19 protein-coding genes are annotated in these 12189 nt (G+C 60.7%); all 19 read right to left on the reverse strand.

Translation table 11 applies throughout. The features are described 5' to 3' along the window. Positions 1-31 precede the first annotated feature (31 nt). Positions 32-217: a type Z 30S ribosomal protein S14 gene (locus G7Y41_RS08010; RefSeq protein ID WP_165216443.1), complete on the reverse strand. Its 186-nt coding sequence runs from the start codon at positions 215-217 to the stop codon at positions 32-34. Between the two features lie 2 nt (positions 218-219). Further along, entirely contained in the window at positions 220-765 is a 546-nt protein-coding gene (gene rplE, locus G7Y41_RS08015; RefSeq protein ID WP_165216453.1) for a 50S ribosomal protein L5, read from the reverse strand. Between the two features lie 2 nt (positions 766-767). Next, a complete protein-coding gene (gene rplX, locus G7Y41_RS08020) occupies positions 768-1202 on the reverse strand; it encodes a 50S ribosomal protein L24 (RefSeq protein WP_165216455.1) in 435 nt (144 codons plus the stop codon). A 2-nt stretch (positions 1203-1204) separates the two neighbouring features. Then, positions 1205-1573 (reverse strand): 50S ribosomal protein L14, encoded by a 369-nt coding sequence (rplN, locus tag G7Y41_RS08025; RefSeq protein WP_165216457.1) that lies wholly within the window; start codon positions 1571-1573, stop codon positions 1205-1207. Positions 1574-1673: 100 nt separating this feature from the next. Next, complete coding sequence (gene rpsQ / locus G7Y41_RS08030) at positions 1674-1940, reverse strand: 30S ribosomal protein S17 (RefSeq protein ID WP_165216459.1); 267 nt, start codon at positions 1938-1940, stop codon at positions 1674-1676. A gap of 5 nt (positions 1941-1945) precedes the next feature. After that, the gene (gene rpmC / locus G7Y41_RS08035) at positions 1946-2179 is read right to left on the reverse strand and encodes a 50S ribosomal protein L29 (RefSeq protein WP_165216461.1); all 234 of its coding nucleotides are present in this window, start codon (positions 2177-2179) and stop codon (positions 1946-1948) included. Beyond that, positions 2179-2598, reverse strand: a complete 420-nt coding sequence (gene rplP, locus G7Y41_RS08040; RefSeq protein WP_165216463.1) for a 50S ribosomal protein L16 — start codon at positions 2596-2598, stop codon at positions 2179-2181. Before rplP ends, rpmC begins: the two co-directional genes overlap by 1 nt. Positions 2599-2604: 6 nt before the next feature. Further along, positions 2605-3411 carry a 30S ribosomal protein S3 gene (rpsC, locus tag G7Y41_RS08045; protein ID WP_165216464.1) on the reverse strand — a complete coding sequence of 269 codons (807 nt, stop codon included), beginning with the start codon at positions 3409-3411 and terminating at the stop codon, positions 2605-2607. A 1-nt stretch (position 3412) separates the two neighbouring features. Continuing rightward, positions 3413-3784: a 50S ribosomal protein L22 gene (gene rplV / locus G7Y41_RS08050; protein WP_165216465.1), complete on the reverse strand. Its 372-nt coding sequence runs from the start codon at positions 3782-3784 to the stop codon at positions 3413-3415. A 31-nt stretch (positions 3785-3815) separates the two neighbouring features. Continuing rightward, entirely contained in the window at positions 3816-4097 is a 282-nt protein-coding gene (rpsS, locus tag G7Y41_RS08055; protein WP_003790621.1) for a 30S ribosomal protein S19, read from the reverse strand. 16 nt (positions 4098-4113) lie between these two features. Continuing rightward, a complete protein-coding gene (gene rplB, locus G7Y41_RS08060; protein ID WP_165216466.1) occupies positions 4114-4950 on the reverse strand; it encodes a 50S ribosomal protein L2 in 837 nt (278 codons plus the stop codon). Positions 4951-4971: 21 nt separating this feature from the next. Then, positions 4972-5277 carry a 50S ribosomal protein L23 gene (rplW, locus tag G7Y41_RS08065; RefSeq protein ID WP_165216467.1) on the reverse strand — a complete coding sequence of 102 codons (306 nt, stop codon included), beginning with the start codon at positions 5275-5277 and terminating at the stop codon, positions 4972-4974. Further along, the gene (gene rplD / locus G7Y41_RS08070; protein ID WP_165216469.1) at positions 5274-5918 is read right to left on the reverse strand and encodes a 50S ribosomal protein L4; all 645 of its coding nucleotides are present in this window, start codon (positions 5916-5918) and stop codon (positions 5274-5276) included. Before rplD ends, rplW begins: the two co-directional genes overlap by 4 nt. 2 nt (positions 5919-5920) lie before the next feature. After that, positions 5921-6589 (reverse strand): 50S ribosomal protein L3, encoded by a 669-nt coding sequence (rplC, locus tag G7Y41_RS08075; RefSeq protein WP_165216470.1) that lies wholly within the window; start codon positions 6587-6589, stop codon positions 5921-5923. Positions 6590-6600: 11 nt separating this feature from the next. Beyond that, on the reverse strand, positions 6601-6909 hold the full coding sequence (rpsJ, locus tag G7Y41_RS08080) for a 30S ribosomal protein S10 (RefSeq protein ID WP_003790631.1): 309 nt from the start codon (positions 6907-6909) through the stop codon (positions 6601-6603). Positions 6910-7596: 687 nt separating this feature from the next. Further along, positions 7597-8784 carry an elongation factor Tu gene (tuf, locus tag G7Y41_RS08085; RefSeq protein ID WP_165216471.1) on the reverse strand — a complete coding sequence of 396 codons (1188 nt, stop codon included), beginning with the start codon at positions 8782-8784 and terminating at the stop codon, positions 7597-7599. Between the two features lie 165 nt (positions 8785-8949). Continuing rightward, positions 8950-11073, reverse strand: coding sequence for an elongation factor G (fusA, locus tag G7Y41_RS08090; protein ID WP_165216472.1), 2124 nt, complete (start codon positions 11071-11073; stop codon positions 8950-8952). A 91-nt stretch (positions 11074-11164) separates the two neighbouring features. Further along, positions 11165-11635 (reverse strand): 30S ribosomal protein S7, encoded by a 471-nt coding sequence (rpsG, locus tag G7Y41_RS08095; protein ID WP_005962255.1) that lies wholly within the window; start codon positions 11633-11635, stop codon positions 11165-11167. Beyond that, positions 11635-12009, reverse strand: coding sequence for a 30S ribosomal protein S12 (gene rpsL / locus G7Y41_RS08100; RefSeq protein WP_022867497.1), 375 nt, complete (start codon positions 12007-12009; stop codon positions 11635-11637). The genes rpsG and rpsL overlap by 1 nt, the downstream gene beginning before the upstream one ends. Positions 12010-12189: the final 180 nt, after the last annotated feature.

Here is a 12189-nt window from a genome sequence, read left to right on the forward strand (position 1 = left end):
CTCCGGCGCACCGGGACCTGCGACGTCAGTATTACCAGCTGCTCTTAGTGACTCCGGGGAGTTCGCCACGCAGGGCGAGCTCGCGAAGGCACACGCGGCACAGTCCGAACTTGCGGTACACCGAACGCGGACGACCGCAACGGTTGCACCGGGTGTAGCCGCGCACGCCGAACTTCGGCTGACGAGCGGCTTTGATCTTCAGAGACGTCTTCGCCATGATCAGTCCTCCTTGAAGGGGAAGCCGAGGTGGCGCAGAAGCGCACGCCCCTCTTCATCGGTCGAGGCCGAGGTGACGATCGTGATGTCCATGCCGCGCACTCGGTCAATCGAGTCCTGGTCGATCTCGTGGAACATTGACTGTTCCGTCAGACCGAAGGTGTAGTTTCCGTGTCCATCGAATTGCTTCGGGGACAGGCCACGGAAGTCACGAATACGCGGAAGAGCCGTCGAGAGTAAACGGTCGAGGAACTCCCACATGCGGTCACCGCGCAGCGTCACATGAGCGCCGATCGGCTGGCCCTCACGCAGCTTGAACTGCGCGATGGACTTCTTCGCCTTCGTGGTCATCGGCTTCTGGCCGGTGATCGCGGTGAGATCGCGGATCGCACCTTCAAGAGCTTTGGAGTCGCGCGCAGCTTCTCCAACACCCATGTTGACGACGATCTTCGTCAGTCCACCAACCTGCATGATGTTCTCGTGCTTGAACTCTTCACGCAGCGCGGAACGAATCTCTGAAACGTACTTTTCTTTGAGACGAGGGGCCATTGTCAGATCTCCTTGCCCTGCTCGATACCGCGCTTAGCACCACCGCGGGTCACGCGGACGCGAACCGTACGGGTACGGCCGTCGCGTTCAACGGTGTCCTCACGGAAACCAACGCGGACGCGCTGCTTGGTCTCAGGATCAACCAGAGCAACCTTTGACAGCGAGATCGGTGCTTCGATCGTCTCGATGCCGCCGGTGGATCCCTGGGTCTGGCCCTGACGCACGTGACGTGTCTTGAGGTTCACGCCCTCGACAAGCACCTTCTGCTCGGCCGGGAACACCTTGATGACGCGTCCCTGCTTGCCCTTGTCGCCGGGCTTGAGGGGCTCAAGGCCTTCCTCGAGGCGACGGGCATTGCGCTTCTCCAGTGCCTTCTCATCCGAGGTACGTCCACGAACGACCTCAACAAGATCACCTTTACGGATCTTGGCTGCCATGATCAGATCACCTCCGGTGCGAGGGAGACGATACGCATGAACTTCTTGTCGCGCAGCTCGCGGCCAACCGGGCCGAAGATACGCGTGCCACGCGGCTCGCCGTTCGAGTTGATGATGACGGCCGCGTTCTCATCGAAGCGAATGTAGGAACCGTCAGCGCGGCGGGATTCTTTGCGCGTACGGACGACGACGGCCTTGACGACCTCGCCCTTCTTAACGTTGCCGCCGGGGATCGCATCCTTGACGGTGGCGACGATCGTGTCGCCAACGCCCGCGTAGCGTCGACCCGAGCCACCGAGAACACGGATGGTGAGGATTTCCTTAGCACCAGTGTTATCGGCGACCTTCAGTCGCGACTCCTGCTGAATCATTTCTTTTGACTCCTGTCGTCGAGCCGGTTCTCTGCTGGACTCACCCTAAGGTCAGTCCAGCCGAGCCTTGCCGAACGGATTTTGGTCTGAGGGGCGAAGATCACTTCGCCTTTTCGAGGATCTCCACCAGACGCCAGCGCTTCGTCGCTGACAGCGGGCGGGTCTCCATGATGCGGACGAGATCGCCGATGGCGGCCTCATTGGCCTCATCGTGAACCTTGACCTTCTTGTTCTTGCGCATAACCTTGCCGTAGAGAGCGTGCTTCACACGGTCCTCAATCTGAACGACAATTGTCTTGTCCATCTTGTCGCTGACAACGTAGCCACGACGGACCTTGCGCTCATTGCGCTGGGTTGTTTCAGCCATCTCGGTCACTCCTCAGTGCTCGGGGCGGTGCGGTAGCCAAGCTCCCGTTCGCGCGCAATCGTGTAGATCCGGGCAATGTTACGACGCACGGTCTTCATGCGTCCGTGATCTTCGAGGCTACCGACGGCCTGCGCGAAACGCAGGTTGAATAGCTCGGCTTTTGCCTTCTCGAGTTCTTTGGACAGCTGGGCGTCGTCCATGGCATCGAGGTCGGCGGCGGTCAGACCCTTGTCGGCCATCAGATGTCACCACCCTCTCGGACCACGAAGCGGGTCTTCATTGGGAGCTTGTGCTGGGCGCGGCGCAGAGCCTCGCGAGCGAGTGCCTCATCGACACCACCCAGCTCGAACAGGATTCGTCCCGGCTTGACGGGGGCAACCCACCACTCGGGAGCACCCTTACCGGAACCCATACGGGTTTCGGCGGGCTTCTTGGTCAGCGGGCGGTCCGGGAAGATGTTGATCCACACCTTGCCGCCACGCTTGATGTGACGTGTCACGGCGATACGAGCGGCCTCGATCTGACGGTTCGTGATGTACGCGCCTTCGAGAGCCTGAATTCCGAAATCGCCGAACGCCAGTTCGGTGCCGCCGCTGGCATTGCCTGTGCGGTGGGGACGGTGCTGCTTACGGTACTTTGTCCGACGGGGAATGAGCATTGGGGCTCAGGCCTCCGATCCGGTCTCGGCAGCAGCGGGTGCCTCGGCCTGAGCCTTGGTCTGCTGCTGGGTATTGTCTTGGGTGTTGCGTCCGCCTCGACGAGGTCCGCCACGGCGATCCCCGCGGCGTCCGCCTCGGTTGGCCTGCTCGGCCTGCTGGCGAGCGAACTCACGCTCGGTGATGTCACCCTTGTAGATCCAGACCTTGACGCCAATGCGACCAAAGGTCGTGCGTGCCTCGTGGAATCCGTAGTCGATGTTCGCGCGGAGCGTGTGCAACGGCACGCGACCCTCGCGGTAGAACTCGGAACGGCTCATTTCGGCGCCGCCCAAACGACCGGAGACCTGGACACGAATGCCCTTGGCTCCCGCACGCTGTGCGGACTGAATGCCCTTACGCATCGCGCGCCTAAATGACACGCGGGCGGCGAGCTGCTCGGCGATGCCCTGAGCAACGAGCTGGGCGTTAATGTCGGGGTTCTTCACCTCGAGAATGTTGAGCTGCACCTGCTTGCCGGTGAGCTTCTCAAGGCTCTGACGAAGACGATCTGCCTCAGCTCCACGGCGACCGATGACGATACCGGGGCGAGCGGTGTGCAGGTCGACGCGCACACGGTCACGGGTACGCTCAATGTCAACCTTCGCGATGCCTGCGCGCTCGAGGCTATCGACCAGTGTCTTACGGATCGCGACGTCCTCGGCAACGTAATCCGAGTAGCGCTGACCCTTGGTGGTGGAGTCGGAGAACCAGCGAGACCGGTGGTCAGTGGTGATTCCCAGACGGAACCCAGTGGGGTTAACCTTCTGGCCCATCTCAGTGGTCTCCCTTCTTCTTGTCTTCCTTCGTGCCCACAACGATGGTGATGTGGCTGGACCGCTTGAGGATACGTCCCGCACGGCCCTGGGCCCGAGGGCGGAACCGCTTCATTGTGGGACCTTCATCAACGTAGGCTTCCAGAACCTGGAGATCTGCCTCGTTGAAGGTTTCTCCGGCTAGCTCAGCCTTGACCTTCGAGTTGGCCACGGCACTGAGCAGCACCTTGCGGACATCGGTGGCGACGGCCTGCGGGGCGAACCGCAGAATGTCGGCGGCCTCGAGAGCAGCCTTTCCGCGAACTTCGTTCACGACTCGACGTGCTTTCTGAGGCGTGACGCGAACGTAACGCGCCTGCGCCTTGGCTTCCATGAAATCTGCCTCTTCTTCCGTAGGAGCCGGCTCAGCGCCGACGTCCCTTTCGATCGTCCTTGTCGTGGCTACGGAAAGTACGCGTTGGAGCGAACTCACCGAGCTTGTGGCCCACCATCGACTCAGTGACGAAGACGGGGACATGCTTACGACCGTCGTGCACGGCAATGGTCAGGCCCAGGAAATCCGGGGTGATGACCGAGCGGCGCGACCAAGTTTTAATGACGTTCTTCGAACCCGACTCGTTAGCGGCGTCGACCTTCTTGAGCAGGTGGTCGTCGACGAACGGGCCCTTCTTCAAACTACGTGGCATATTTATCGACTCCTACTTAGCGGTTCTTGCCGGTCTTACGACGGCGAACGATCAGGCGATCGCTCGGCCTATTCGGACGACGGGTACGACCCTCGGGCTTACCCCAGGGGCTGACAGGATGACGGCCACCGGAGGTACGGCCTTCACCACCACCGTGCGGGTGGTCAACCGGGTTCATGACGACGCCACGAACGTGGGGGCGCTTGCCCTTCCACCGCATGCGGCCAGCCTTACCCCAGTTGATGTTGGACTGCTCAGCGTTGCCAACTTCACCGATGGTTGCACGGCAGGTAACTTCCACGTTGCGGATTTCGCCGGAGGGCATACGCAGCTGCGCGTAAGCGCCTTCCTTCGCAACGAGCTGGACCGAGGATCCCGCGGAGCGCGCAATCTTCGCGCCGCCACCGGGCTTAAGCTCAACGGCGTGCACAACGGTACCCAGGGGGATGTTGCGCAGCTGGAGCGAGTTGCCCGGCTTGATGTCGGCGCCAACGCCAGCTTCGATGCGGTCACCCTGCTTGAGGCCCGCCGGGGCGAGGATGTAGCGCTTGGCACCATCGGCGTAGTGCAGGAGAGCAATACGAGCGGTGCGGTTCGGGTCGTACTCAATGTGAGCGACGACCGCGGGAACGCCATCCTTGTCGTGACGACGGAAGTCAATGACGCGGTACTGACGCTTGTGACCGCCACCGCGATGACGCGACGTCACGCGACCATTGGAGTTGCGTCCACCGGTCTTGTGCAGCGGCCGCAGCAGAGACTTCTCAGGTTCGCTGCGCGTGATCTCGACAAAGTCGGAGACCGACGAGAAGCGACGACCCGGAGTCGTGGGCTTGTATTTACGGATTCCCATGTCTGTCTATCCCTCCGGGTCTCAGGCCTGATCGCCGAAGATATCGATGGAGCCCTCACGGAGCGTGACAATGGCTCGCTTAACGTCTTTACGCTTGCCCAGCCCGTCACGCGTGCGGTAGGTCTTACCCTTGCGGTTCTGGGTGGCAATGGAACCGACCTTGACACCGAAGATGCGCTCAATCGCGATCTTGATCTCGGTCTTGTTCGCTCGGGGATCAACCTCGAAGGTGTACTTGCCCTGATCCATGAGGACCGAGGACTTTTCCGTCACCACAGGCTTGAGGATGATGTCGCGCGGATTCTTTTCCGCTTCGATCGTGCTCACTTGGTCTCCTCCTTGGTGCCGAGGAAGGCCTCAAAGGCAGCCTGCGTGAAGATCACGTCGTCGGCGTCGAGGACGTCGTACGTGTTCAGCTGGTCCGCCCACAGGACGTGAACCTCGGGGACGTTACGCAAGCTCAGAGCGGTGAGCTCATCGTTGCGATCGATAACGACGAGGACCTGGCGGTCATCGACGATGGCCTTGAGCGACGCGAGAGCAGCCTTGGTCGACGGCTTTTCGCCTTCGATGAGCTGGGTCACGACGTGAATACGATCGGCGCGGGCACGATCAGACAGAGCCGAACGCAGAGCGCCCTGCTTCATCTTCTTCGGGGTGCGCTGATCGTAGGAACGCGGCTGCGGGCCGTGGACAACGCCACCGCCGGTGAAGTGCGGCGCACGGATCGAGCCCTGACGAGCGTTACCGGTGCCCTTCTGGCGGAACGGCTTCTTGCCACCACCGGACACCATGCCGCGCGTCTTAGTTGCGTGCGTGCCCTGGCGTGCCGCAGCAAGCTGAGCGACAACAACCTGGTGCATCAGCGGAATGTTGGTTGGAACGTCGAAAATCTCGGCGGGCAGCTCAACCGAAGCTGTCTTCTGACCGGCGATATCGACAACGTCGACGGTACGAACGTCAGACATGATCACGCACCCTTCACTGAGGAGCGAACGAGGACCACGCCGTTCTTGGGACCCGGGATGGCGCCGCTGATGAGCAGCAGGCCTTTCTCGGTGTCGACGGCCTGGACCTTGAGGTTCTGAACGGTCCGGCGCACGTTACCCATGCGACCAGCCATACGCAGGCCCTTGAAGATGCGACCGGGGGTCGCGCAGGCGCCGATAGAGCCGGGCTTGCGGTGGTTGCGGTGTGCACCGTGGGAGGCGGAAACGCCGGCGAAGCCGTGACGCTTCATGACGCCGGCGAAGCCCTTGCCCTTGGTGTTGCCGGAAACGTCAACACTCTGACCGGCCTCGAAGATGTCCGCATTGAGTTCCTGGCCGAGCTCGAAAGAGTCAGCCGCGGAGGTGCGAACCTCAGTGAGGTGACGGCGAGGCGCGACGCCAGCCTTTGCGAAATGGCCCGCGAGGGGCTTGGTGACCTTGCGCGCATCGATTTCTTCGAAACCGATCTGAACAGCGGTGTAGCCGTCAGTCTCTTCTGTGCGCAGCTGCGTCACAACGTTGGTGCCGACCTGCACGACAGTGAGGGGCACGAGGCGGCCTTCGGCATCCCACACCTGGGTCATGCCGAGCTTGCGGCCGAGCAGCGCCTTAACAGGCGCGCCAGCGTGCTGCTTATTGTCAGTTGTCATTGCAGAAGTCCTCAGAGCTTGATCTCGATGTTGACGTCCGCCGGCAGATCGAGACGCATGAGCGAGTCGACGGCCTTGGGCGTCGGGTCGATGATGTCGATAAGCCGCTTGTGAGTGCGCATTTCAAAGTGCTCGCGGCTGTCCTTGTACTTGTGGGGCGACCGAATGACGACAAACACGTTCTTTTCGGTCGGCAGCGGCACCGGGCCCACGACTGTGGCGCCCGCACGCTGCACGGTGTCCACGATCTTGCGCGCGGAGCTATCGATGACCTCGTGGTCATACGACTTGAGCCGGATGCGGATCTTCTGTCCCGCCATGCCGTCTTACCTCTTCTCGTACAGATTCGTCACCGGTCCCCGCTACGTCATGTGCCGTTTGGCTCACCTATTCGCGGTTCCCCCGTCTGTCGGGAGGCGGACCGTTGTCTTGTCTAAAGATCTTGGGCGGAATGCCCGTGTCAACCGGTCGGGTGACCGGATAACAATGCCTCGCGTGCGCGAGGCAACCGTGCCAGTCTTCCAGATTCATACGCACTCAGACAAGTGCGTCACTCACATTGAGCGTGTGAATCGTCCAACAGGCCGATCTGGATCTCTTGCTACCGGGTTCATCACCACTGAGGCGTTGATTCCCTTTGTAGCACCGGGTAAATACACTACCCCGCGCTCGGGCGTGTCGCAAAATCCTGTGGATGTGAGACTCGCCTTATTCGGTGCGTCACTGTGCTTTTATCGCCTTGCTTAAGACTCCCAGGCGAGGTCACGTGTATTCAGCCAGCACCCACTGTGGTGGCCGACTACGTCACAACGAATAGATTCATTGCGACACAAACGGCGAAAAAGCAGCCTTATGAGCCTATTTCAAGCCAAAAACGTCACACTGCAAAAATTCATTGCTACGCCGGCGGCTCTCAAGCATCGAATGTCAGGCAAACACAAAGGGACCCCAGTCCGAAGACTGGGGTCCCTCATGTGTGAGATCAGCGGGTCTGAGACCCTACCGGATCACTTGGAGATTTCGGTCACACGACCGGAACCAACGGTGCGGCCACCCTCACGGATAGCGAAACCGAGGCCCGGCTCCATAGCGATCGGCTGGATGAGCTCGACGGAGATTTCCGTGGTGTCGCCAGGCATGACCATGTCGGTGCCCTCGGGGAGGGTGATGACGCCGGTCACGTCGGTTGTACGGAAGTAGAACTGCGGACGGTAGTTCGAGAAGAACGGGTTGTGACGGCCACCCTCGTCCTTCTTGAGGATGTAGACCTGGCCGGTGAACTCCGTGTGAGGAGTGATCGAACCGGGGACAGCCACAACCTGGCCGCGCTCAACTTCGTCACGCTTGGTGCCGCGCAGCAGCAGACCACAGTTCTCGCCTGCCCATGCTTCGTCCATCGACTTGTGGAACATCTCGATACCGGTGACGGTGGTCTTCTGAGGCTCGCGGATACCGAGGATCTCGACCTCGGAGTTGATGGCGAGCTTGCCACGCTCAACACGGCCGGTGACAACGGTGCCACGACCGGTGATGGTGAAGACGTCCTCGATCGGCATGAGGAACGGCTTGTCCATGTCGCGCTCGGGGGTCGGGACGAACTCGTCCACAGCGTCCATGAGCTCTTCGACCTTCTTGGTCCACTCGGGGTCACCCTCAAGAGCCTTGAGAGCGGAAACCTGAATGATCGGAGCTTCACGATCGAAGCCCTGGGACTCGAGCAGGTCGCGGCATTCTTCCTCAACGAGCTCCAGCATTTCCTCATCGTCGACCATGTCGGACTTGTTGAGGGCAATGAGGATCGTCGGAACGCCAACCTGGCGAGCAAGCAGAACGTGCTCGCGGGTCTGCGCCATCGGGCCGTCGGTGGCGGCGACAACGAGGATCGCGCCGTCCATCTGAGCAGCACCGGTGATCATGTTCTTCACGTAGTCAGCGTGACCGGGGGCGTCAACGTGTGCGTAGTGACGCTGCTCGGTCTGGTACTCAACGTGAGAAACGTTAATGGTGATACCGCGGTCGCGCTCCTCAGGAGCGTTGTCGACCTGGTCGAACGGCGTGTAGTCGTTCAGCTCGGGGTACTTGTCGTGCAGCACCTTGGTAATTGCAGCGGTAAGCGTCGTCTTGCCGTGGTCAACGTGACCGATCGTGCCGATGTTGACGTGCGGCTTGGTGCGCTCGAATTTGGCCTTCGCCACTTGTGTCCTCCTGGACTCGGGTAGATTTCTCAGCCTTTGGCTAGGTGTCACTCTAACACCCACTAGGGCCTGAGACCTACAGGGATTTTATTGGTGTGAGGCGGCTCGCTTCATCGCCGTAGTCTGAGCTGCGGAACAGACTCAGCGAGCCAACCCCGGTGGGACTCAAGCGCCCCGAGACTTTCCAACGATTTCGTCGGCAACGTTGCGCGGAACCTCAGCGTAGGAGTCGAACTCCATTGAGTAAACCGCGCGGCCCTGCGTCTTGGAACGCAGGTCGCCGACGTAACCGAACATTTCTGACAGCGGCACCTGCGCCTTGACAACGCGGACACCGTGCTGCTCATCCATCGAAGAAATTGAACCACGACGGGAGTTCAGATCGCCAATGACATCACCCATGTACTCTTCGGGAGTACGAACCTCAACGGCCATGATCGGCTCGAGGAGAACGGGGCTTGCCTTCTTCGCGGCCTCGCGGAAGGCCATCGACCCGGCAACCTTGAACGCCATTTCCGAAGAGTCAACCTCGTGGTAGGCGCCGTCAAGCAGCGTCGCCTTGATGTCAACCATCGGGTAGCCGGCAAGAACACCGGACTGCATGGCGTCTTGAATACCCGCGTTGACAGACGGAATGTACTCGCGAGGAACGCGGCCACCGGTGACCTTGTCCTCGAATTCGTACTCTTCCTCAGAGTCGGCGGGAATCGGCTCGAGCGCGATGATGACGCGCGCGAACTGACCGGAACCACCGGTCTGCTTCTTGTGGGTGTACTCGTACTTGTCAACCGTCTTGCGGATGGTCTCACGGTAGGCAACCATCGGAGCGCCGACGTTCGCCTCAACCTTGAACTCGCGACGCATACGGTCAACGATGATGTCGAGGTGAAGCTCACCCATACCACCGATGATCGTCTGGCCGGTTTCCGGATCCAGCTCAACGGTGAAGGTTGGGTCCTCTTCGGCCAGCTTCTGGATCGCGACGCCCATCTTCTCCTGGTCAGCCTTTGACTTCGGCTCAACCGCAACCTGGATCACAGGCTTGGGGAAGGTCATGGATTCGAGGACGATCGGCTTGTCCTGTGCACACAGGGTGTCACCTGTCGTCGTGTCCTTGAGGCCGATAACCGCGTAGATGTGACCCGCGTGGGCAGCATCAACCGGGTTCTCCTTGTTGGAGTGCATCTGGAAGATCTTCCCGATACGCTCTTTCTTGCCCTTGGTGGAGTTGAGAACCTGGGCGCCCGACTCCATCTTGCCGGAGTACACGCGGACGAATGTCAGCTTGCCGTAGAACGGGTGCGCGGCGATCTTGAAGGCAAGGGCCGACAGCGGCTCGTTCTCATCAGGCTTACGAGTCTCGGTTTCTTCTTCGGTATCTGAACCGGGCAGGAAGCCCTTGACATCACCGATGTCGAGCGGGGTCGGCAGGAAGTCAACAACCGCATCGAGCACGGGCTGAACACCCATGTTCCGCAGGGCGGTACCGCAGTAAACGGGGAACGCCTGACCGGAAACCGTCAGAGCACGGATGCCTTCCTTGATCTGGTCGATGGTGAGTTCACCGTTCTCAAGGTAGGCCTCGGTCAGTTCGTCAGAACCCTCGGCGGCGGCCTCGATGAGGGCCTCGCGGTATTCCTCGGCCTGAGCCTGGTATTCCTCGGGGATCGGTCCGCGAACAACGAGGGAGCCGAGGGTCGGCTGTCCTTTGTCGTCCTTGGCCGGGTAGGTCAGGGCTTCCATCGTCAGCAGGTCAATGTTGCCAACGAAGTCATTTTCGGCACCCATCGGCACCTGCATGACGATCGGGGTTGCGTGGAGGCGATCCTTGATGGTGGACACCGAGAAGAAGAAGTCGGCGCCCATCTTGTCCATCTTGTTGATGAAGCAGATACGCGGAACGCCGTACTTATCGGCCTGACGCCACACGGTTTCGGACTGCGGCTCAACACCTTCTTTACCGTCGAACACTGCGACAGCGCCGTCGAGGACGCGCAGTGAGCGCTCAACCTCAACGGTGAAGTCAACGTGTCCGGGGGTATCGATGATGTTGATCTGGTTGCCCTTCCAGAAGGACGTCACGGCAGCAGACGTAATCGTGATGCCGCGTTCCTTCTCCTGCTCCATCCAGTCGGTCGTTGATGCGCCGTCGTGGGTTTCGCCGAGCTTGTAGTTAATACCCGTGTAGAACAGGATACGTTCCGTCACGGTTGTCTTGCCGGCATCGATGTGAGCCATGATGCCAATGTTGCGGACCTTGTTGAGATCCGTGAGCACCTCTTGTGCCACGAGTGTGGTTCCTTCGTTCGAAGTTTATGGGTGAGGATGCCGGGAACATCCAGGTGAAGAGGGCGAATAGTCGCCCTCGCCACCCGGTGCCTTACCAGCGGTAGTGAGCGAACGCGCGGTTCGACTCGGCCATCTTGTGCATGTCCTCGCGACGCTTGACAGCGGCGCCAAGACCATTGGACGCATCGAGGATCTCGTTCGCGAGGCGCTCGGTCATCGTCTTCTCACGACGCTGACGAGAGAAGTCAACGAGCCAGCGCAGAGCAAGCGTCGTCGCACGAGCGGGACGAACCTCAACGGGAACCTGGTAGGTTGCGCCACCGACTCGGCGGGAACGAACCTCCAGCGCGGGGCGGATGTTGTCCAGCGCGCGCTTGAGCACGGAGACGGGCTCCTGCTCGGTGCGTTCGCGGACCGTTTCGAGTGCGCCGTAGACGATGCGTTCGGCGACGGTCTTCTTGCCGTCGAGGAGAACACGGTTGACAAGCTGGGTAACGACCTTGGAGCCGTACACCGGATCATCAACGAGGGGGCGCTTGGGAGCCGGGCCCTTACGAGGCATTACTTCTTCTCCTTCTTCGCGCCGTAGCGAGAGCGGGCCTGCTGGCGACCGCGCACGCCCTGAGTATCAAGTGAACCGCGAACGATACGGTAGCGGACACCGGGGAGGTCTTTCACACGACCACCACGAACGAGCACGATCGAGTGCTCCTGCAGGTTGTGGCCTTCACCGGGAATGTACGCCGTAACCTCAATGCCGGACGAAAGGCGCACACGAGCAACCTTACGGAGGGCTGAGTTCGGCTTCTTCGGAGTGGTTGTGTACACACGCGTGCACACGCCGCGACGCTGGGGTGAGCCCTTGAGCGCAGGGGTCTTCACCTTCGCGCGCTTGGAGCTGCGTCCCTTGCGAACGAGCTGTTGAATGGTAGGCACCGGATCTCCAGTTCTTTCCGTCGTCGGCTCCTCACCTGATGGTGTGGAGCCCTGGTAGGTCAGTCATCCGCGACTGTGGATCCCCCGCGGACACACTGCGGTCCATCAGGGGCCGGTGCGTCATGATAGCCACCGAAGTGGCCAGAGAATCACGCCCGGAACTCCGACGGAAGGAGTCCG

Origin of the sequence: Schaalia sp. ZJ405 (genome assembly GCF_011038885.2) — a bacterium.
Classification (GTDB): Bacteria; Actinomycetota; Actinomycetes; order Actinomycetales; family Actinomycetaceae; genus Pauljensenia.

Bases quoted from the DNA above. Each gene is read 5' to 3' on its own strand.
- rplP (WP_165216463.1), bottom strand. From the start codon at position 2,598: ATGCTCATTCCCCGTCGGACAAAGTACCGTAAGCAGCACCGTCCCCAC.
- rpsG (WP_005962255.1), bottom strand. From the start codon at position 11,635: ATGCCTCGTAAGGGCCCGGCTCCCAAGCGCCCCCTCGTTGATGATCCG.
- rplC (WP_165216470.1), bottom strand. From the start codon at position 6,589: ATGACAACTGACAATAAGCAGCACGCTGGCGCGCCTGTTAAGGCGCTG.
- rplB (WP_165216466.1), bottom strand. From the start codon at position 4,950: ATGGGAATCCGTAAATACAAGCCCACGACTCCGGGTCGTCGCTTCTCG.
- rplD (WP_165216469.1), bottom strand. From the start codon at position 5,918: ATGTCTGACGTTCGTACCGTCGACGTTGTCGATATCGCCGGTCAGAAG.
- rpsC (WP_165216464.1), bottom strand. From the start codon at position 3,411: ATGGGCCAGAAGGTTAACCCCACTGGGTTCCGTCTGGGAATCACCACT.
- rplV (WP_165216465.1), bottom strand. From the start codon at position 3,784: ATGGAAGCCAAGGCGCAGGCGCGTTACGTTCGCGTCACGCCTCAGAAA.
- rplE (WP_165216453.1), bottom strand. From the start codon at position 765: ATGGCCCCTCGTCTCAAAGAAAAGTACGTTTCAGAGATTCGTTCCGCG.
- rplX (WP_165216455.1), bottom strand. From the start codon at position 1,202: ATGGCAGCCAAGATCCGTAAAGGTGATCTTGTTGAGGTCGTTCGTGGA.
- rplN (WP_165216457.1), bottom strand. From the start codon at position 1,573: ATGATTCAGCAGGAGTCGCGACTGAAGGTCGCCGATAACACTGGTGCT.
- G7Y41_RS08010 (WP_165216443.1), bottom strand. From the start codon at position 217: ATGGCGAAGACGTCTCTGAAGATCAAAGCCGCTCGTCAGCCGAAGTTC.
- rpsS (WP_003790621.1), bottom strand. From the start codon at position 4,097: ATGCCACGTAGTTTGAAGAAGGGCCCGTTCGTCGACGACCACCTGCTC.
- rpsJ (WP_003790631.1), bottom strand. From the start codon at position 6,909: ATGGCGGGACAGAAGATCCGCATCCGGCTCAAGTCGTATGACCACGAG.
- rpsQ (WP_165216459.1), bottom strand. From the start codon at position 1,940: ATGGCTGAAACAACCCAGCGCAATGAGCGCAAGGTCCGTCGTGGCTAC.
- rpmC (WP_165216461.1), bottom strand. From the start codon at position 2,179: ATGGCCGACAAGGGTCTGACCGCCGCCGACCTCGATGCCATGGACGAC.